Source organism: Enterococcus sp. DIV1328a, assembly GCF_050536905.1.
In the GTDB taxonomy this organism is placed as follows: domain Bacteria; phylum Bacillota; class Bacilli; order Lactobacillales; family Enterococcaceae; genus Enterococcus; species Enterococcus faecalis.
Window position 1 is genome coordinate 2172072 of the sequence record NZ_CP172912.1, and the last position, 21694, is coordinate 2193765.

Below are 21694 nucleotides of genomic sequence, written 5' to 3' on the forward strand. Positions count from 1 at the left end.
TCATAATTTAACACGTGTGACTAAAAAAATGTTGTTTTTTCACTTTTTTTAGCCAATGAATGAGCTTTTCAGGATCTTCTCTTAGGAAAATACTAGTTATTAGGTACTTATTGTTTACTTTAATTAACACATAACATTCTTGTAACCAGCTCAATAATCTATTCCCCACGATTTTAAAAAGCTTTTTTAAGCCAATATTCGGCAGTGGCTGCCAAACAAAGTTCCCTTCTTCCAAAAAAATAGCTTCCAAGATACGCCATAGTTCCTGTTTGGTCACTAAACGCTCTTCTTCGGTTTTTAGTGCTTCCCAAACAAGCATTTTTAAATGAATATCTTCTTCAGAAGAAGGTAATAGCTTCAATCCAGGATAGTAAAACCAAGGAGGTAACTGGAGAAGGTGACAACCTTTCGTATATAAAAAGCTCTGTGTTCTAAGCAACTGAGCATTTCTGTAACCAAGTTGTTGTGTCAATTTTTGATAATAATCATGCATCAATTGACCAGTGTGCCGTCTATTTGGCAGTAAATTTAAATTAGCGGTCGGTAGTCGGAAGATTTCTAGTAATTTTTTTTCGTAAAAATCCCATGATTGTTTTCTTCTATAAAATTGTTGACATTGACTCTCTTCAATATGACAAAGTAATTCTATTCGTTCTTGCTTCTTATTGGCCGTCCATAAATAAAATCCCAAGGACTCCGAAAAGTAAAGGAATTGTTTCGTTAATTGCGTGAGCTTGTCTTTAGGCACTAATCGTTCACCTAAAATCCAAACAACTTGATAGCCATGAGCTTGATAAGTCTCCGTCCGTTCCACCAAACGTTTAATTGGCAATGGACTACATTGAATTTCAATGGCTATCTTGCCAATGAGTAAATCTGGGCGTTGCTTCAAGGTGGGTAAGTATGCCTCAACTTGAAAGGACAGCTTTTCGCGTAAACACTTTTCCGCAAAAAGCTGCTTCAAGCGGAGGTGTTCTTCTGTTTCAGCTTCTGCTTCGTACCAACAACTATTCTTTTTACGATGAGCAAAATGGGGTATTTTAATGGGGCCTGCCTTCAAAATGACCGATTGATAACACATTGGACACACAAAAGCTTGTTCGCTTCGTATCTGTGTTAATTCATCAATCGAGCAATCGATTAAAGAAAATAATTCTTGGTTGTCTGCCGTTAAAGCTGTTAACATGATTTTCACCTCTCATAAATAAACTACGCAAAGTTTCTTAATTTTCATCAAAAAAAAAAAGCAAAAACTCGAAAGTTTTTGCTTTTTTGCTTAATCATTAAAGTAATAACGTGTTAATTCCAGCGCACTGCGTTCCATAATACAAGTGCCATATTCGACTAAAGTATCCTGAGTGACAGTTGTTTTATGAGCGAATTCTAAAATCTGTGCAATTTCATTGTCAACATTTGTTTTTTCTAATTCATCGGTTAAGAACAAAACTTGTAAGTAATAACGATCGTTGTACGTGTATAAGTTAGTCAAAACAGATTGCATGAAGACTTCTTTGGATAATTGGATCATCGCTTCAAAATTATCTAATTCAAAGATTACATTTCTGTTTGTTTCATCTGTGGCTTCCATCTCATCAAGTTCATCGGCGGCTGCTTTGTCTGCTTCAATTTGTTTGCGAATCAATTCGCTAACATCTGCATTGACTTCGCTCAGACCTTCTAAGGAAGACAAGTCGTCCATAGCGACATTTTTACTAATAAACAGTTCTAAGCCATCATTTTTAGGCAAGACTTGGAAAGTGACTGCTTCACTACCTTGGAATTCATCTTCGACATCAACTTCTTCTAAAATACTATAAAAGAAATTTTCAACATCTTTGTGGTTTCCTAGTAAGTCAAGAAAAGTAATCCCTCTATCCGCCAGGTCTTCGTTGCCAATTAACACACGAATCGTATTTTCATTAATATGTTCCATTTCCATAGCGCTACACCTCTCTTTGCTTCAATCAGGAAACTTCTTACGTTCATTGTAGCGAAAACTACACAAAAGTAAAGTGGAAAGTCTGTAAATCCTCGAAAACTAGCGAACGTTTTATAAACTTTGAACTTTTTTAACGATTGGTTTTTCGCTCCTTCTACCTCTTCATCTTAACGCAGTCTCTCCAAAAAAGATACTATTTTTCCTTGACCACGTTCTGCCAAATCAAATGAATACAAGTTCTAAATATGTATTAAAAAGCCAGAGATAAAAATCCCTGGCCCTAAATTCATATGAATCGTTCTTTATTAAAATTAACAAATAAAGAACAAAATTTTATATTTTTTATAAACCTGCCATTAATTGTGCTTGGCGCAATTCCAGTTGTCGAACATCTCTTGGTAAGAATCGGCGAATTTCATCTTCGTTAAAACCGACTTGTAATCTTTTCTCATCAATCATAATTGGCCGACGCAACAATCCAGGGTTTTCTTGAACCAACTCTAATAAATCTTGAAGTGGAAGCTCGTCCAAATCCATATTTAATTTTTGGAAAACTTTAGAGCGAGTAGAGATAATCTCTTCTGTTCCATCTTCTGTCATGATTAAAATTGCTTTTAATTCCTCAATATTTAAAGGTTCAGAAAAAATATTTCTTTCTTTAAAAGGAATTTCGTGCTCTTGCAACCAGGCTCTAGCCTTACGACATGACGTGCAACTTGGGGAAGTATAAAGTGTCAACATTGTGCATCACTCCTTTTCGCGAATCATCGCGTTTCTGAAACAGGGAACTGTACTGTTCCTCTATTTAAAACCAGTATACCTAATTTCTAATAAAAATACTAGGGGTTTTTAAACATTTTTTATTAACTTTGTTTATTTTTCCTTCATTACATCCGTGTAAAATTAGGGTTAATTTTTATGAAATTTTATGGATATTCGTTATGATTCTGTAAAAAAGTAATACAGTTTTCTATTTTTATGGTTGCTGTTATAATTTACTTCTCTTGGTGATTTTTCAAGAAGTTCCCATGTATTTTTTTCTAATAAAATGTATAATAGAACTATTCACTATCTTAAGTCTAAAGTCAGGTGGTTATTTAATGAAAACAATTTTTTCTGGTATTCAGCCCAGTGGTACTCCGACAATCGGAAATTACATTGGTGCAATGAAACAATTTATCGAATTACAAAATGAATACAATTGTTATTTTTGTATTGTGGATGAACATGCCATTACCGTTCCCCAAGAACCGCAAAAGCTACGCCAACAAATTCGTAGTTTAGCAGCTCTTTACCTAGCGGTTGGTTTAGACCCACAAAAAGCAACAATTTTCATACAGTCTGAAGTGAGTGCGCATGCAGAAGCTGGTTGGATCATTCAGTGCAATACTTCTATTGGTGAGTTAGAGCGAATGACACAATTTAAAGATAAATCGCAAAAAAATGGTCGTGCTGGCGTAAGCGCTGGTCTTTTAACATACCCTCCATTAATGGTTGGTGATATCGTGTTGTACAACGCTGACTTAGTGCCAGTCGGAGATGATCAAAAACAACATTTAGAATTAACACGTGATTTTGTGGAACGCTTCAATAAACGTTATGCCCAAAAAAATCAAGAAATTTTAACGATGCCTGAAGTAAAAATCGCTGAGCAAGGTAGTCGAATTATGAGCTTACAGGAACCAACGAAAAAGATGAGTAAGTCTGATACAAATGTGAAGGGCTTTATTTCAATGCTTGATGAGCCAGCAGTGATTCGCAAAAAAATCCGCTCTGCTGTAACTGATTCAACTGGTGTAATTGAATATAATAAAGAAGAAAAGCCTGGTATTACTAACTTACTAAATATTTATTCTGCTGCGACAGGTCAAACTGTTGAGGAACTTGTTCAAGCATACGAAGGCAAAGGCTATGGAGACTTCAAAGCAGATTTAGCAGAAGCAGTAGTTGCCTTATTAGAACCTATTCAAGTGCGCTACCAAGAGCTTCTAGCTTCAGAAGAATTAGATATGATTTTAGATGAGGGTGCAGAAAACGCTCGCCAGGTAGCCAACAAAACACTTCAACGAATGAAAAATGCTGTTGGTTTGGGAAGAAAAGTTCGGCGCTAACTAAACATAATAAAAACCTGCGAAGTTTTATTCGCGGGTTTTTTATGTTCTAAATTGAGCATCGTACAAGCGACGATAGTGGCCTCTTTGCGCGTACAAAGTTTCATGTGTTCCATCTTCTAAAATTCCTTGGTCACTCACTACGATTATTCGATCAGCATGTTTAATCGTTGCCAGTCTGTGGGCAATAATTAATGTTGTTCGCCCGTCAGCTAACGAGTTTAATGACTCTTGAATCACTTGCTCTGTTTCTGTATCTAATGCAGAAGTCGCTTCATCTAGAATTAAAATCGGCGGGTTCTTCAAGAACATTCGCGCAATTGCCACTCGCTGCTTTTGACCGCCCGATAATTTCACGCCACGTTCGCCAATAATTGTGTCCAAGCCATCTGGCATTAGCTGAATTACATGTTCTAAATGTGCTAATTTCACCGCTTGTTGAATGTCTATTTCTGTAGCATTTAAATTCCCATAAGCAATATTTTCTCGTAATGTTCCAGGGAATAAAAACACATCTTGTTGAACAATTCCAATTTGCTTACGTAATGAAGCCAAGGTCATTTGCTGGATATTTCTACCGTCAATCGTAATTTCACCACTACTGACTTCATAAAAACGAGGCAACAGATTGCACAAGGTCGTTTTTCCTGAACCACTTTGGCCAACGAAAGCAACGGTTTCACCAGGTTGAATTTTTAAATTGATATGGTCTAAAACTTTTGTGCCATCTTCATAAGCAAATGAAACATCTTTATAGGCAATCGTTCCTTCTAAATGCGAAACAGCAACAGCTCCTGGCAAATCTTTGATGGACGGTTGTTTGTCCATTTCTTCCGTAAAACGTTTAAAACCAGCAAATCCTTTGGGATAACTTTCAATCATATTGTTGACTTTTTCAATCGGCCGAATAAAAATATTGGCTAATAAAATAAATCCTACAAACTGACCTTCTGTAATTTCTCCTTTAATTGTATAATACGCACCAAAAATTAATGAAAATAAATTTATCAGACGAATTAATAAGTAATTATAGGCGGAACTGACACCCATCACCTTATAAAAATATAATTTCGATTTTCGATACATTTGATTTAAATAATTAAACTGTTCTCGTTCAAATGGTTCATTTGCAAAAGATTGCGTGACACGTATTCCACTTACTGACGCTTCAATCCCAGCATTAAATTCACCTAAATTATCGTAAATATCCGTATTCGCTTTTGTCATTTTTTTATTAAAATAGCCTAGCGCAATCGTGATAAATGGCAATAAAATAAACGTAGCGATGGCTAATTTCACGTGAATGGTTAACATTAATAAAAAAGAACCTGCTAACGTCATAATCGTAATAAAGACGTCTTCTGGACCATGATGCGCCACTTCCGAAATTTCAAAAAGATCAGTGGTCAAACGGCTCATTAATTTCCCTGTTTTTTGATTATCATAATACTCAAACGGTTGTGTTTGAAGATGTTGATATAATTCTTCACGCATATCTGTTTCAATATTCACGCCTAACATATGACCAAAATAAACCACAATAAATTGTAAAAACGTATTGATTATATAAAATGCAAATAAGCCCGCACTAGCTAATGCAATGAGGCGAAAATCTCCTTTTGGCATAATCTTATCAATTACTTGGTTGACTGCTACTGGAAAAGCCAACTCTAACAGCCCCGCAAAAACGGCACACCCAAAATCCAAAATAAATAATCGACGATAAGGTCGATAATACCCAAAAAAACGCTTTAACATAACTCCCTAACTCTCCCCCTTCATTCTCATTCATTATACGGAAAAAGACTGTCTCTTGCAAAATTCTAACTTCTATCAGAACACGTGTTATTTAAGTAACTTTGACTCAAAATCATTTTCACAAACTTTTCATTATCAGAATATTTTTTCATTTATCGTTTCCATTTTTTCGGTAAAAATAACTATAATTGTCTTTTCCCGCAAGGCTTTGATTTCTGTACAAAACCTTGAAATACAGTGAAAAATACTCTATTTATTTGTGAAAATATCGGCTACAATATAACATATGAAAAGTTTTGTAAAAAAGTTAAGAGGTGCACTTGTTAAATGAGAACCATTGTTTTTGATGTTGATGACACGCTGTACGATCAGCAACAACCCTTTCGAAATGCGATGACTAAAATTTTCCCGAACGTTGCGACAGAGGATATGCATGAATTGTATCTTCGTTTTAGACACCACAGCGATGAAACGTTTCCGAAAGTTTTAGCCAATGAATGGTCCCTAGATTTCATGCGGTTTTTCCGAATGAATGAAACATTAAAGGATCTAAACTATCCAGGAATTTCACAAGAAGAAGGAAAAATTTTCCAACAAGTTTATGAAGAAGAATTGGATAATATTACGATGCATCCAGAAGTTACTAAGCTTCTTGATACTTTACAAGAGAAAGAAATTCCGATGGGGATTATTACAAATGGTCCAACAGACCATCAATTTAAAAAAGTTAAACAATTGAATCTTGAAAAATGGGTTCCAAGCCAAAATATCATTATTTCTCAAAGTACGGGTTTTCAAAAACCTGAAAAGGAAATTTTTGATTTAGCCTGTAATCAATTTTGTATGGAACCTGAACATACTTTATATGTTGGTGATAGTTATGACAATGATATTGTAGGCGCACGTAATGGTGGCTGGCATTCTCTTTGGTTTAACCACCGCTCTCGTGAACTACCAAGTTGCCAACCTGCATCACACCTTGCAGAAGTCACTTGTTTCACCGAACTTTGTCCGACTGTGGAGAAATTATTTAATCTTTAAAAAAAAGCCGCTCTTCAAATTGAAGAGCGGCTTTTTTTATTTATTTTTTTGTTTTTTCAGACGTAAAATGATGAACAGGCAAATTATCAGTAAAAGGATCAATAAACCGATTAAGAGATAAATAAGTTTAGATTCCGTTTTTTTGACGGTTACATCTTTCTCATTAAATGTTTTTGCTTCCTCTTTTGAGATCGTAAATTCTTTCGTAAATTGCCATTTTTTTCCTGAGCCTTCCACAGTCATTGCCAATACATACGTCCCAGCTTCCATTTCATTTTCTTCATAAGGAATAGGGAAATTAAAAATTGAATTGGGCGCCATTTGCATATCTTCTTGTTCTTTCTCTAAAATAACGTTATTTGTTTTCTTATTTTTAACATTTGCCGTTACTTTCATTGATTGAAGATAGGCTGCTTCATGGTTTAACAGTGTTGCAGAAATAACACTGCGCGCATTTCTTTGCGTCGGTTCAACTTTCTCTAAAGACAATTCTGGTTGTACAACTGTTTCATTTTCTCGAAGTAAAACAGCTACTGTATAGGCATAGCGATTTTCAATTGCTAAGCCGTTTGTATTTTCTTTTTGCTTGTCTTTCGTTTCATCGACTTTTTCACTAAACGTGATCCCGCCCGCTAGTTGCCCTGAAAACTCTTCTTTAGGCATCTTCACTCGCAATTCAACTACTTTTTCACTTTTAGCAGGCAATTCAACACTCTCACCGCCGTCTTTCAGTTGAATGATTTCTGATAAATCTGCTGGTGCAGATTTATCTAATGCTGTCAACGACTCACCATATTCAATCACTCCGTTGCTGTTTGTTGTGGCCGACTTCACACTAACATCAATCACTAAATTTTCATCTGTACTATTGGCCGCTCGAACTTTCAAAATTTGTTCTTGGTCTGGTTTCATCATTAAATCAAAATATGTTTTTGTTTTATCTATTTGGTTTTCTGGAATTTCTGTTTCAACACTAAATCGTAATTCTGCTGCTGAGGTTTCAATCCCAAAAGCAAAGAAATAAAAACTTAGGATCATCAGAATAAAATATCTATTTTTCATTTCGCTCTACACTCCATTTCTATGTAAAGGAGAAAGGCTGAGTTCCCCTCTTCCTTTCTCCAAAAAGGTTCTTTTTATACTGGCGTATTAGCTAATGTCCAAGTAATTGTTGTTTTGTAGGCATCGTTTAATTTAACTGATTTACCTGGCACTTTTAATTGAACATCTTTCATTACTTGACGGCCGTCAACTTCAGCAATTGAACTAGCATTGCCGTATAAGTATGACCATTTCCCAGCACCTTGATCTGTTGCGGCTACCATCACGTTATGACTTTCACCAACTGTACCAAAAGTTACGCTCGCTAAACTTGTTGGTGCAGCGCTTTGTCCTGCTGTCACAGCTGAAGCATTTTGAAAGACAATTTCAGTTCCTTCAAGCGTCTGACCTTTTGTAGCAGAAGTAAATGCAGAATTTTGTTTTGCAGATAAAGTCCAGCCTTCTAAAGTTCCACGATTATCTGTAATTTGAGCAAATAAGGGGCCCGTTTTTTCAACATTATTTTTATCTTTTAAAACTTGTGCTGATGCAAAATAGATTTCATCTTTTGTGCTGATGATATTTTCACCAAAGTTTAAACTTGAAGCATAGTCCAAGGTTAAGGGGCCTGTAGAACCTTCATCAACTGGTTTGTCAGGATTTACTGGGTCGATAGGTGTCACAGGATCTTTGCCGTCTTTGTCTTCTGGATCCACTACAGGATTTTTGCTGTTGGGGTCTTTTTCATCTGGTGCTTTAAATTTTACAATAGCATCTGTGTCGCGATTAGCCACTTCCTCTGCTTGAACTGGTAGTGTGCCTACCGCGATGGTTGCTAAAATTAAGCTACTTGCGATGGTCATTTTTTTCATGTTAGTGCTCCTTCTCTTCTATTGTTATAGTTTCAATAATTATACGCTTGGTAAATCAGCGATTGTCCATGTTAAAACAGTTTTGTATTGAACAGCATCTTTTGGTGTTGCTCCTGGTACAGTTAATGTGATCGCTGTATTTTTATCTACGCTTTCACCGTCAACTTCCACTTTTTCAATCCCACCGAACGCACTAAGCCAAGTTCCAGAACCTTGACCTTCAGCGGCAGACATCACATTTGATGAATCGCCAGCTACTAAAGTTACTTCATGCGCAGTTGGTGTGACTGCTTTGGAATTAGACACTGCTTTGTTTTGACTTAATTTAATTTCTGAACCGTCTAAAACTTTATTTAATGTTTCTTTTGTCGCTGTTAATTGTGTTTCTTGTTTAACTGTTAAGGCCCAACCGGCATTCGTTCCGCGTTTGTCGGAAATTTGTACATAATTTGGTTTAGGATTAGTCAAATCAGGACCAGAACCGTCTGCCAAGAAAAAGTATTGTGGATTTGCATAATATTTTTCATCTTTATTTGAAATTTTATTTTTGCCAAAGTCTAAACTAGAAGCATAATCGATACTTAGTGGACCAGTTGTTCCTTCATTTGGCTTATTACCAGTGTCTGGTGTCGTTGGGTCAAAGGGTTCAACAGGTTTTTCGGTATCTGGATTCACTGGATCGACAGGTTTGTTGATAGAGGTATCCGGCGTAAATTCTACGATGGCATTTGATTCATAGTTTTTTTCTTCTGCATTCACTTCTGGTGCAATAGCCACGCCTAAAGTGATAGCGGGGATTGTTGATAAGATAATTTTTTTCATTTTATTGTTCCTTCTTTCTTTTTTTTAAAATAAAACTAGCCATAAAGATGACTATTATTCCGAGATAATTAAACATTTGTTGCTGTTTAGTACCAGTTCGAGGTAAGAAGCCTGAGCCTTTTTGATCAACCGTTTTACTTGTTGAATGCTTCAATGATTCTCCACTCACTGCTGGTATTGCTTCCGACTGCTTGGGGAAACGCTGTGGTATCTTACCATCTGGTTTTTCTTTGTTGGCTGGTGGCTCATACTCGCCATAAAAAGAAACTTCTGCATTTGTCGGATAGGCATTTGTTTCAGCAAATACATCAACTGATGAAATCAATCCTAATAGCAATACACCGCTAACTATTTTTTTGATAAGACTCACCCCCTATTTTGCACTGCCATCAGGTACGTCCATCAAGTGCCAAGTTAGTTTTGCTTCGTATTCTTCTGCTTTGGCCGTCCCTCCAGGAACAGATAATAACAACTCTTGGTCATTTTCTTTCCATTGATCAGAAATATTTGTTTCTTGATGTCCATTGACTTGGTTGTGAACAAGAATCGATTGGCCTTCTGGAATGTCCTGTAAGCGATGGTTGGTTCTAAATTTTAAAATATTCGGCAACGTAGCACCTGATTCAGATTTGAAATCAGAAGTAACGGTTAGTGCAAGCGACCAATTATTCCCCGTTTGACGAGTATCCCGTATCACTAATGGTTGATCCATGGAAACAATTGGATATTGGGTCGTGCTACTAGCGATTTGCAGCTCATTCCCAAAGGAAATCGCTGTGGGTACCGTTTTGAACCTGACAGAGCCAACCACAGTGACTGTTAGCGCTAATTCATCAATCTTGTAGCCTTTATCATAGACTTCCACGACCAACTGCTGTTTTCCATAAGTTAGTTCTGGTAATAACAAGGCTTTTTCCTTAAATGTTTTAGAATTAGTGGTTGTTTCATCTGCTAATTTCTGGATTTCTTGGCCCTCTTTTTTGACAATAAATTGTAATCTATTCCCAGCATCGACATCTTGCCAATAAAAAGGCAGGGCTGTTTTTTGAAAGTCATCAATATCGATTGTTTTTTCCATCGACTTTTCTATACGCTCTTTTGACCAAGATAGTTTCGTTTCACTTAAGAAAACTTCTTTGACAGGTTGGACGACTGTTCCAGAAAAGTTCCCTAAGTATGCTTTATCTGTTGATTCCCAGATATAAGAAACGCCTTCATGAGCTTTGGGTAAATTCCATTCAAACAGTCCTTTTGTGGCATCGTAACTTCCATAAGGGCTAATCGTCAGCGGTGGAAATAGTTGACCATCACGAGATACCACCTTATTTTTTAATTGCAGTGGTTTCCCAGCAATATAATCGACAGAAGATAAGATAATCATTTGATTAGATACATCTAGCCCTGTAATGGCCGTTAAGCCTTTTAACGGACTGATATCTGAAATTTGATTTTCTCCCACATCTAAAACTGTTAGATTGAGTGTTTTCTCTAACGGTGCCAAGGAAGAAATTTGATTGTTTCTTGCATACAGTACACGCAGATTAGGAACAGTGCTTAAAGCTTCCAGACTAGCAATCGTTTGATTCATAATACTCAACTCTTCTAGACGTGGCTTATTCGCCAAGGGCGCAATTGTTTTTAATTGATTATTTTCCACATAAAGACGGAGTAGGTTATTTGCTTCCGTAAGCCCATCTAAAGTAGCAATCTGATTATTGGCAGCCCAAATGGTTTCTAAATTACGAAGAGAACGAAGCGGGTCGAAGGAAGTCACTCGATTATTCGGCGTGATTTTTGACGGATGATCTGTCGTATTTTGGATACTTAAATTTTTTAAAGCAGCCATTCCTTCAAGTCCATTTAATGTCGTTAATTGATTGTTCTCAACATACAAGCCTTCTAAACTAATTAATCCTGCTTGACCTAACGGACTAAGATCAGCTATTTTATTATTTCTCATATATAAAAAACGTAATAGCTTAAATTCACCTTTAGCAAAAGGACTCAAATCTGTTACATTGAGCGAATCTTGAAAAGATAATTCTTCTAAGTTTCTTAGGTATTGAACTCCTTCCACATTAGAAACAACGACATTTTCTAAAATAACTTTATTCAGTTTATCCAATTCTGCTTGGGTGACAGTATTAGAGGTCCGAGATTTGCTTAACTGTTTTCTGATATTTTCCGCAAAGGCTGGATCAGGAAATAGTGTACTGATAGGCGTCGCTTTATCTAAGACAGCACCTGCGTATAATTGGGGCATCATCAGTTGTGCTTCCGTTATCGCTAGTGCTTCATTTGGCGGCTCTTCACTTGTTTCAACAGTCGTTAACTCTTCTGATTGGGGAATCTCCGAACTACTGGTTGCTGAATTTTGCTCTTCTGCTGATGAAGTTTCTGGAATCTTTTCTTCTGAAACAGATGAAACATTTTCTTCACTGGAGGATGCGATTGTTTCGGTCGTTTCGGCGAAAGTTGTTACAGGAAGTAGCAAACTATTAGCCAAAAGTAAGGCACTAACTGCGGAGATGCACATTTTTTTCATAAACTTCACCTCCTGATATTTTCTTAATTATAGTGAATATCAACTGAAAATGGGTTCAATTACGACAAACTGTCCAAATTAATTTGTATAGACAAGACAAAGAGCGCCAAATAGGGTTTTCTACCCCTATTTGGCGCTCTTTGTCGCTAAACACAACCAGAATGTATTATGACAAATTCTCAATTATGCCTAGTTTTCTTTTATTTCTTTTAAACTATCCTCTATTTTTTCCAATTGCCCAGCAAAAAATTCTTGTTTGGCTTTTGGTAAAAACAATGTGATAGATAAGAGGATTTGTTCTTTAAAGATTGACCAATCTGCGAATATTTCTTCATTGGTTAAAATCATTTCTATTTTTTCTGCTATTTTTTTCCAGAGGATCATTCGCCAGTTATTTTCACCCACTTCATATTCTTTAAACATGCCTAATACATGAAGAATATGGGGAACATTTTGGCTGACAATCGCCGCAAATAAAAAATCAATAATTACTTGCTCGATAATTTCTAGCGAGCGAATATCAATAATTTCCCGCTCATTGACAGATTGTAGCACACGAAAAAGTAACGAAGTTGGAAACGGCTGCAAGCCAACGTTTTTTTGTAATGCTAAAAATTTCAAATTAAAAATAGTATACACATCGGCATTAATTAATCGTTCCAGAATCTGATTTTCTAATGCAATAATTTCCTCTTTTGTCACAACCGTTTGAGGGTTAAAAAGATATTCCAACGCCAACATCGAATACATTACTTCTTGCTTTCCTAAAGCAAAAGACGATTTATCATAATACGCTCGATAATCTGCAACGATTCGACTACTTTCTTGAAAATTTTTACTAAAGATTGCTTGATTAAACTGCTCCTTAGCTAAAACTGTTTTGGACATTGGCGTTAATTTTTCTGTCATTTCCATCGGCGAAATAGACAAGATTTCGACAATAATGGCTAAATCCGAAATACGCAATTCACTATTTCCTTGGACAAAGCGTTGATAACTTCGACTAGAAACACCATTTTCATCAAAGACACGCAGAGGAATATTTTTTCCTTTACGAATCCGTTCAATTTCTTCACCTAGCGGCCGATATTCCATATATTCTTTTTGTTTCAAACGAATTACTCCATTTCTCTTTAAATAAGATAGCAACTAAGTTGAACGGCTATTCTCCAATGCTTAAAATTGTGCGAATATCTTCTTCCGTCATTTTCGCTAATTGCTCTTCATTTCCTTGAATCACTTTTTGGAACAGCTCGCGTTTCTCTTGCTGTAAGGAATTCATTTTTTCTTCAACCGTTCCTTCTGCAATCATCCGCCACACTTCAACAACTTTTTTTTGTCCCATGCGGTGTGCCCGACCAGCCGCTTGTTCTTCGACTGCGGGATTCCACCATAAATCGTATAAAATAACTGTATCTGCACCAGTTAAATTTAGTCCGGTTCCCCCTGCTTTCAATGAAATTAAGAAGACATCTTTTTCTCCTTCATTGAAAGCATTCGCCATCGTTAACCGATCTTGAGGCTTCGTACTTCCTCGTAAATAAAACGTCTCTAAGCCTAATTCATTCAATTCTTTTTCTAAGATAGAAAGCATGCTTGTGAACTGAGAAAATAATAGGACACGACGATTGTTTTCTTTGGCAGCCACTAAAAAGTCTTTGACTTGTTCCACTTTGCCAGAACCTCCCGTGTAATCCTCAATAAACAAACGCGGATCGCAACAGATTTGTCGTAAACGGGTCAAGCCTGCTAAAATACTCATGCGATTTTTCTTGAAGGTCGCCTGATCCATTTGACTGACATCTGCTTGCATTTGTTTTAGATAGGCCAAATAAACCGTTTTTTGTTCTTCTGTTAAGACACTGTACATATTATTTTCAATTTTTTCTGGTAAGTCTGCGAGCACCGTTTTCTTGTCTCGTCGTAAAATGAATGGTTGAATCATTTTGGCAATTTCTTCCGGCTTAATTTCTCGAAAGGCTTTTTTGCCTGGGAACAATCCCGGTAAGATCATTTGAAAAATTGACCACAGTTCATCTAAATTATTTTCAATTGGTGTGCCACTTAATGCAAAACGTTGGGGTACTTTTAAACTTTTTAAGGCTTGCGCCGTTTTAGTCCCACTATTTTTAACCATTTGGGCCTCATCTAGAATCAAATAGCCGACACGCATTTCCTGATAAAGCTGAACATCTTGTCGCATACTTGCATAAGAAGTAATCAGAATATCTTCGGTGCTATTTTGTAAAAGCGCTGCTCGTTCTTGGCGATTGCCAGAAACCACTTGAACATTTAAGGTTGGCGCAAAACGTTTGACTTCGGCTAACCAGTTATAGGTTAAACTTGCAGGAGCGACAATCAAAGCTGTCCCTTTCAAGCGCTCTTCTTCTTTTTCCGAAAGTAAATAGGTAATGGTTTGTAGTGTCTTCCCTAAACCCATTTCATCAGCTAAAATACCGCCAAATTGATAATGGCTAAGCATTTTCAGCCATTTATACCCTGTTTCTTGGTAATGGCGTAACGTTGCTTGTAAGGTTTTGGGGACTTGCGCTTCAAAGTTTTCTGGATGTGTTAAATCCGTGACCATTTTTTTAAAGGAATCTGAAAAATGTGCCCGCTCGTTGTCTTCTAATAAACTTTCGATCATGAGGCCTTGGTTTTTGGGCACATGAATGACATTGTCTTCTTGATGCATATTTTTTCGCAGCTTCGTTAAAATTGCACTTGTATGGAAAAATTCCTCTGAGTCAAAAGCAAGAATTTCACCACTTTTTAACGTATAAAAAGCATCATTACGTAGCAGACTAGTCAATACTGCATCGATTTCGGTTTCATCAATGCCAGTGACATCAAACCGAATATCCAACCAAGAATCCCCTTCCGCAACTTCAATCGTTGGTTGATGATGCTGGGCATCTAAATACAATTCCCGTAATTTCCGTCCCATCCGAACTTCTCCTAATTGACGGAAAGCTGGAACTTCGGCTTTAAAGAAATAATACAAGGACTCTCCAGCAGGTAAGACTTTTTCAAAGCCTGTGGTTGTTTGCTGATAGGCAAACTGTTGAAATTGCTGCTTAATTGCTGTTTCTTTTGCTTTATCTCGAACGATTTCTTGATTGACTTCAGGTAATTGAGCATATTTCGGGTTTGTCGAGAAAATGACTTCTCCATAGTGATAGTCAATCCGAGCGTTAATCCGACCTTTAATTTTCTTAAAAATAAAGACTGCTTTTAAAGGATGATGGACGACTAATTCTTCAACTGATTCTTCAACAGACACTCGACCAATTTTTTCCAATAATGGTAACACTTCACTAAATAAATCAGAAACTGTTTCTTTTTCATAAATAATTGACGGCTCTTCCAAGCGTTTCATTAATTGAAGTAACGTGGTGTAGATGGCTTCCTGCTCTTCTGTTAGTAAATAAACCGTTTGATCCGCAATCGCCCAGTGATAGTGGGCTAGAAACGTTGTAATAGGATTCTGAATAGTTAATTTGAAGCTTTGTTCCTCGGTTTTTTGCACTGTAAACGTAAGTGGCAAACTGGTTTCTTTGAACGTTAGATAGCGATACTTATGAGTTTGATTGGTCAATATAAACTGACCCGTTCGATTCATTTTTTCAACTAACGATTGACTGCGATCAATTGGTAATAATAGATAACGTTTGTCGATTTTCCCTTTAACTTGAATACCGTTTGCACCTAATAATTGGCTGGTATGATAAATTGCCGCAAGTTCTGTTAAAATTTCTTGAATCTCCATTGAAAAAGAATCATGTAGCAAGGTAAATTGGTGTTGTTTATTCACCATAAAGGTCATTTCTTTTTCATATGCTTGTAAAAAATCACCAATATTTTTCACAATATATGTTTTAGGTTTGGTGCCTTCCAAACCAATTTTTAAAGAAAGACCAATCGTTGATAATTCTGGATAGTAATTATTCGTTTCGATCACATCTAAATGAAATTCTAAACGTAAAGGCTGCAAGGGAACTTCGGCAGAAGCTTTGCTTAATTTGGCAAAGCCTTTGGTAAACATTTCAGCTGTTGATCGATTTGTTTTCTCAAAACTGACTGTTTGATTCGCTTGAATAATTCTTGACACGCCTCGTTGTTTCAGTGCCAGTTCAACTGCCACTGTATGCTTGCAATAGCCATGTTCCATCCAATATTGACATTCACAAACATCTTGTTCTTTGGCGGTACCATCCAATTCAACAAGATAAAGTTCTTCCCCTAAAACCTCAGACAACCAGATCCTTTTTTCTGGATTTTGAACGATAGATAAGACCCGGCCTTCTTGCATATATTCGCGCCCTTGTTCAACGATTCGCTCTGGAATACTCCATTTCATCGACTCACCTCCTCTTCTACTAAGCTAGCTGATAGTGAACGGTACTTTGACCATTCCCATTGCTTTTTATTTGTAATTGTTGTGGAATTCGTGCTTTTAATTCGCCAATATGACTAATAATCCCAATCATGCGGCCTTCATTTTCAATCGTTTCTAACGCCTCCATTGCCATTTCCAATGCTTCTTCATCTAAGGAACCAAAGCCTTCATCAATAAACAACGCATCAATTAAGACTCCGCCGGCTTGTTCTTGAATCACTTCTGCTAAAGAAAGTGCCAAAGCTAACGCTGCTATAAAACTTTCCCCGCCTGATAACGTGTGAGCACTGCGCACCGTCCCCGAATTGTCATCATAAATATTGATTTCTAGCCCCGTTTGATTCCGATAACTGCCTGCTTCGTGATTCAATTCAAATTGATAACGACTATTGGTCAGGCGGTCTAAACGCTGATTAGCGACTGTCAGCACTCTTTCTAAATACGTTTGTAACATATACCGTTCAAAACTAATTTTTTTAGGATTATTGCCATTCACCGTATCTGCCAATTGTTGTAGTGCAGCAACTTCCTCAAACTTGTCTTCAATTGTTGTTCTTTGCGCATTAATTTCTTGAACCAACTGTTGGTTGTTCAGCATTTTTTCATGCAGTTGATAGTATTCTTTTTCTTGTTCTTCAATTTGTTGTGTTATTTGTTCAATTTCTGTGGTGATTAAAGATAATTCTGGGAACGTATCACTAGATAATTTTTTTTCAATTTCAGCGAGTTGGATAGTCAGTTGGGTTTGCTCTTGTTCAAATAAAGCAATTTGTTCTTGCTGACTTTCTAGTGTCGGTACCTCTTTCAACCACTCCGTCAATTGGTCCTCTGTCACTCCTTGTTCCGTTAAAACTGCGTTTAACTGACTCTCAAGTTGTGCGACTGTTTGTTGAAGTGTTTGTTGTTCTTTCTCCAAATGAGTCAACGTACTTTCAAGGATCATTTCTTCTTTCTTCAAGGTTTCTCCTTGTGTCGTCACGTTTTCTTTTTGACGTTCAAATGCAGAGAGTTCTTCTTGACGCAAAGCTTGTCGTTTAGTCATTTCTTCGTATGTGACGGTTGCATCCAATAATTGGCTAGCAATCATTTGCTGGTGGATAGTGATTCTTTCCAGACTTTGTTGCATTGTTTCTACTTGTTGTCGGAGCACTTCAAAGCGTTGAGAATTTTCAGCTACTTGTTCTTCTAGTTCCGTCAGACGGTCCTTTTCGACTGAAATTTCCGTTAGTTTTTGTGCTATTTGTTGTTTTTCTTTAGCTAATTGCGACTCAACTTCCGCAATTTCTGCAGGTGTTACTTGTGAAAAAGTTAGTCCTGTTAACGGCAACTGCAAGTCAGCAAACTGCGCTGCTAATTGTTCTTGTTCCTCAGTATACGCAGCTTCCTGTTCTTGTAATTGGCTTTCTTTCTGTTGCTTTTCCGCCCCTAATGCAGAGAGCGTTTCAGTAAATCGTTGAACCGTTTTTTCAACTTCCGTTAATTCCCGTTCCGCTTGATTAATCTCTTCTAAGGAAACTTCTTGATGAGTTTGTTGCTTTGGATGTTCTAAAGAGCCACAAACTGGGCAAGGTTCCCCCTCTTCAAGTAACAAGCTTAATCGTTGGATTTGTAAAGAGGCCCATTGACTTTTCTTTGTCTGCAACTTCGCTTCTTCGGCGCTTTTTTGTTGCTGTTCAACAGCAAACCGTTGTGTCAACTCGTGCAATTCCCCTTGGTTTTGACTAATTTTTTGCCAAGCTTTTTGATTTTTTTGCCAACGTTCTACAAAATTTTGCCAATGATCTGCTACACTAGAACATTCAAAATTTGCTTTTTCAAGTGTTCCTTCTTGTTCAATAAATTGTTTGGCTGTCGCCACTTTATCCGCTAATGTTGTTTTTTCCTGTTGGCAAGATTCATACTCTTTTTGAATGGCTTGATAATTGGCTTGTTCTGCTATTTTTCGTTGAGCTAACTGTTCATATTCTTGGTATTGTGGTAATTGACGTTGAATCGTTTGAAGATGTTCTTGTTTTTCAGCAATCAATGGTTGTTGTTCTTCCAACTCACTCATGATTGCTTGCCAATCTGTCAATGCTTGTTGCGTTTCCATGAGAGCTTGTTGTTTGGACTTTGTTTCTTGTTCTTTTTGTTGTTTTTCGCTTCGTTTTTCAAAGACTTTTTCAGCTAAAGATTGCTGTTTTTGGCTCCATTTTAATTGCTGAATCTGTTCCTTTAACCGCTCAATGACGGTTTCCTGTTCAGCTTGTTTTGCTTTCTTTTCCAGTAATTCTTCTTTTTGCTGTTGCAAGTTTTGTCGTTCTTCAATAGCATAACGAACTTGCTCTTTTGCTTGTTTGGCTTGTTTTAAGGTTGCAATTTGTTCTCTTTCAACTAATAGTTGTTGCTGAGCCTCTTGTTGTTGGCTTTCTAATAATTGAAGTTTTTCAAAAAGTGTCATTGTCGGTTCAGGTTCTTCTGACCAATGCAACTGTTCTGTTTTCAGTTCAATTTTTTGCTGGGTTTCTTGAATCTCTTGATTGGCAATTTTTAAGCGTTCTTTTAAATTTTCGCTGAACAACTGATACAATTCTGTTCCGAATAAATTACGCAAAACCTTTTCTTTTTCATCACTTTTAGCAATTAAAAAAGTCCGAAACTCTCCTTGTGGTAACAATACAATTTGAGCAAATTGATTGGCATTCAAATGCAATAATTCTTGAATGAGTTCGTCCACTTCACGTCTTTTAGAATAGGCTCGTAGTTCTTTCCCTTGAGCATCTTTGACAATTAAAGAAATTTTGGCACTTTGTTTACGGACTCCTGTGCCACGTTTTTTAAAAAGTTCTTGTTCGGGAAGGCGGTTCAGTTCATAGAGATACTCGTTATGTTTAAAAAGCAAAGTAACTTCAGTGGCTTCTGAGGGGTCAGCAAATGTGGAACGCATTTCTTTGCCTAAACGTAATTTTCCAGAACTTTCACCAAACAAAGCATAGCTCATTCCATCAAAAATCGTTGTTTTCCCAGACCCTGTTTTTCCACTAATTAGAAAAAGTGAAGAATCTTCAAACTTCGTAAAATCAATGGTTTCATTAATATACGGTCCGAAGTTTTTCAATGTTAAAGATAATGGTTTCATCCTGTTACTTCCCTCTTTCTAATTGATTAAGTGTACTCAGTTCTTCTTGGACCCATTGTGCTTGTTGTTCTGTCAAGGCCTCTCCTGTCACATCGTTAAAAAAGTCATGCAGATGTTCTTCTGGTGAACGTTGTTCTATTTGTACCACTTTTTTCTGATTTCCGTTGCTTGTTTCTCGACCATTCAAACGTTCCAACCCAATAATTTTGGGGTAAATTTTTCGCAATTGATTCATCATGTTGGGAATGATCGCTCGGTCGGTTAATTGGACATGTAAATAATTTTCCCGATTCACTTCTTGATAAAAAGCGGGATCCGTTAACTGCTGAAACGAGCCCGTCAATTGTTGAATGTCTCGCAATGGTTTCAAAGTACGGAATTTAAAATGAACTTCAGCTTCTGTTTCAACAAGCCAAACACCCTTTTCTTGTGTCATTTCTGATAAAGAAAATTTTACAGGCGAGCCACTGTATCGAGCATTAGGTGCCTGCAACGCATTTTTTCCATGTAAGTGGCCCAACGCGACATAATCAAAAGGCTCTAACAAAGCCGTCGGTACAACATCCAAACCACCCACTGTTAATTTTGTTTCAGAATCAGTTTTTTCACTGCCAGCGACAAAAAAATGACTAACTAACACTTGTTTTTTGTTGGGGAGAAAAGATTCTTGCATTTTCGCGACAACTTTTTCCATCGCCGCCTGAATCGTTCGAATCGTTTCATCTTCAAAATATAAGCGAGCCGCAATCGGTTCAAAATAAGGCAACAAATAAAATTGGGTATTGTCGATTTCAATTGGTTGAAAGGCTTGTTCTAAACGCGTATTCAAATGAAATTGCGTTTGGTTAAACCAAGGGCCTCCTGTTTCTAAACGAGTGCTGCTATCATGGTTTCCCGAAATAGCTAACACGGGGAAATGCTCTTTGAGATTCATTTGAATCATCATTTCATTAAAAATCTCGACTGCTTCAACCGCTGGAACAGAGCGATCATACAAATCTCCAGCGATCACAACAGCATCCACTTGCTCTTCTTTCGCAATTGCTAAGATTTGTTTAAAGGCTTCCCTTTGTTCTGCCAATAAATCAAAACCATGTAATTTTTTGCCAATATGCCAATCTGCTGTATGTAAAAATTTCATTTTTTCACCGCCTAAAAAAGTCCTTCTTATTATTATAACAAATTTCTGGTATTTTTTAAGAAAATCGGACAGAAGAATTAGATTTTTAACAAACTTTTTTCTTAACGCAAGAAAAAAGACAGGGAGCATCATCTTTTGATGAAACTACCTGCCAGTAACATTCCTATTCTGTAGCGGTTTGTTTTATTCTTTTTCTGTTGATTCATATTTAAAAGTTGGATCAATTTCTTTATCTAACTGATCAAATGCTTCTTGCATCCGACGTTCTACTTCAGCTAAACCGTCTTTATCCATTTTTTTAATATCGCTAATATCGATTGGCTCCCCAAAACGAACCGTTACTTTTTTACGTTTAAACAACTCTTTTAAAGTTAACGGACCTTGATAAACAGATGGCACGATAGGTACTCGCCCCATTTTAGCAATCAAGGCTACCCCGCCTTTTAATTCTGAGGAATGACGCGTACCACTGGGGAACATAATCAAACTTAAATCAGAATTTTTTAAAATTTTGACAGGTGTTTTAATCGCGCTGGGACCGGGCTTCTCACGATCCACCGGAAACGCATTCGCATGTTTTAAAATGAAACGTAAAACAGGATTTTTAAACAACTCTTTTTTTGCCATAAAACTAAACTTCTTAGGACTGCCAGCAACAGCTAAATACAGCGGTTCCCACCATGTTCGATGCGGCGCAACTAAGACATAGTTTTGGTCTTTTGGTAATTTTTCTTTATTTTCATAATGTGCATTTCCATTAATCACAAATAAAATGACGCGAACCACGCCACGCATAAATGTAAAAAACATAATTTTCTTCCTTTCTTCTCTCCGCTTTCTAGTATGCCGAAAGCTCTACCTTTTGACAAGCTTTTTTTACGTCTATCAATTAGAGAAATAACATGTC

16 protein-coding genes are annotated in these 21694 nt (G+C 36.9%); 2 read left to right on the forward strand and 14 right to left on the reverse strand.

The window, feature by feature from the left end:
* Positions 1-7: 7 nt before the first annotated feature.
* The 3 genes from IGL93_RS10370 to spxA all read right to left on the reverse strand — a co-directional run bounded on the left by IGL93_RS10370 (position 8) and on the right by spxA (position 2680).
* On the reverse strand, positions 8-1186 hold the full coding sequence (locus IGL93_RS10370) for a competence protein CoiA (protein ID WP_010713156.1): 1179 nt from the start codon (positions 1184-1186) through the stop codon (positions 8-10).
* A gap of 90 nt (positions 1187-1276) precedes the next feature.
* Positions 1277-1939 carry an adaptor protein MecA gene (locus IGL93_RS10375; protein ID WP_002356478.1) on the reverse strand — a complete coding sequence of 221 codons (663 nt, stop codon included), beginning with the start codon at positions 1937-1939 and terminating at the stop codon, positions 1277-1279.
* Positions 1940-2281: 342 nt separating this feature from the next.
* Positions 2282-2680, reverse strand: coding sequence for a transcriptional regulator SpxA (spxA, locus tag IGL93_RS10380; protein ID WP_002356477.1), 399 nt, complete (start codon positions 2678-2680; stop codon positions 2282-2284).
* 359 nt (positions 2681-3039) lie between these two features.
* Here spxA and trpS point away from each other — a divergent pair, with 359 nt between their 5' ends.
* A complete protein-coding gene (trpS, locus tag IGL93_RS10385; RefSeq protein WP_002359559.1) occupies positions 3040-4050 on the forward strand; it encodes a tryptophan--tRNA ligase in 1011 nt (336 codons plus the stop codon).
* Between the two features lie 42 nt (positions 4051-4092).
* Here the strand turns inward: trpS and IGL93_RS10390 are convergent, their stop codons facing one another.
* Positions 4093-5808, reverse strand: coding sequence for an ABC transporter ATP-binding protein (locus tag IGL93_RS10390; RefSeq protein WP_010776051.1), 1716 nt, complete (start codon positions 5806-5808; stop codon positions 4093-4095).
* Positions 5809-6135: 327 nt separating this feature from the next.
* Between IGL93_RS10390 and IGL93_RS10395 the strand changes: the two genes are divergently transcribed.
* Complete coding sequence (locus IGL93_RS10395; RefSeq protein ID WP_002356474.1) at positions 6136-6849, forward strand: HAD family hydrolase; 714 nt, start codon at positions 6136-6138, stop codon at positions 6847-6849.
* A 36-nt stretch (positions 6850-6885) separates the two neighbouring features.
* On the opposite strand, the gene elrE is transcribed toward IGL93_RS10395, so the two are convergent.
* The 10 genes from elrE to IGL93_RS10445 form a co-directional block, all read right to left on the reverse strand.
* On the reverse strand, positions 6886-7911 hold the full coding sequence (elrE, locus tag IGL93_RS10400) for a transmembrane protein ElrE (RefSeq protein WP_002376547.1): 1026 nt from the start codon (positions 7909-7911) through the stop codon (positions 6886-6888).
* A gap of 74 nt (positions 7912-7985) precedes the next feature.
* Positions 7986-8762, reverse strand: a complete 777-nt coding sequence (gene elrD, locus IGL93_RS10405) for a WxL domain-containing protein ElrD (protein ID WP_002362542.1) — start codon at positions 8760-8762, stop codon at positions 7986-7988.
* 39 nt (positions 8763-8801) lie between these two features.
* Positions 8802-9584 (reverse strand): WxL domain-containing protein ElrC, encoded by a 783-nt coding sequence (elrC, locus tag IGL93_RS10410; protein WP_002362540.1) that lies wholly within the window; start codon positions 9582-9584, stop codon positions 8802-8804.
* Between the two features lies 1 nt (position 9585).
* On the reverse strand, positions 9586-9954 hold the full coding sequence (elrB, locus tag IGL93_RS10415; protein WP_002356469.1) for an LPXTG anchor domain-containing protein ElrB: 369 nt from the start codon (positions 9952-9954) through the stop codon (positions 9586-9588).
* Between the two features lie 3 nt (positions 9955-9957).
* Positions 9958-12129, reverse strand: a complete 2172-nt coding sequence (gene elrA / locus IGL93_RS10420) for an enterococcal leucine-rich protein ElrA (RefSeq protein ID WP_010713154.1) — start codon at positions 12127-12129, stop codon at positions 9958-9960.
* A 189-nt stretch (positions 12130-12318) separates the two neighbouring features.
* A complete protein-coding gene (gene elrR / locus IGL93_RS10425; RefSeq protein WP_016618104.1) occupies positions 12319-13224 on the reverse strand; it encodes an Rgg family transcriptional regulator ElrR in 906 nt (301 codons plus the stop codon).
* 67 nt (positions 13225-13291) lie between these two features.
* On the reverse strand, positions 13292-16489 hold the full coding sequence (locus IGL93_RS10430) for a DEAD/DEAH box helicase (RefSeq protein WP_002362298.1): 3198 nt from the start codon (positions 16487-16489) through the stop codon (positions 13292-13294).
* Between the two features lie 19 nt (positions 16490-16508).
* A complete protein-coding gene (locus IGL93_RS10435) occupies positions 16509-19646 on the reverse strand; it encodes an SbcC/MukB-like Walker B domain-containing protein (protein ID WP_010776052.1) in 3138 nt (1045 codons plus the stop codon).
* Between the two features lie 4 nt (positions 19647-19650).
* On the reverse strand, positions 19651-20919 hold the full coding sequence (locus tag IGL93_RS10440) for an exonuclease SbcCD subunit D (RefSeq protein WP_002397872.1): 1269 nt from the start codon (positions 20917-20919) through the stop codon (positions 19651-19653).
* Positions 20920-20970: 51 nt separating this feature from the next.
* Entirely contained in the window at positions 20971-21597 is a 627-nt protein-coding gene (locus IGL93_RS10445; RefSeq protein WP_002356461.1) for a lysophospholipid acyltransferase family protein, read from the reverse strand.
* Positions 21598-21694: the final 97 nt, after the last annotated feature.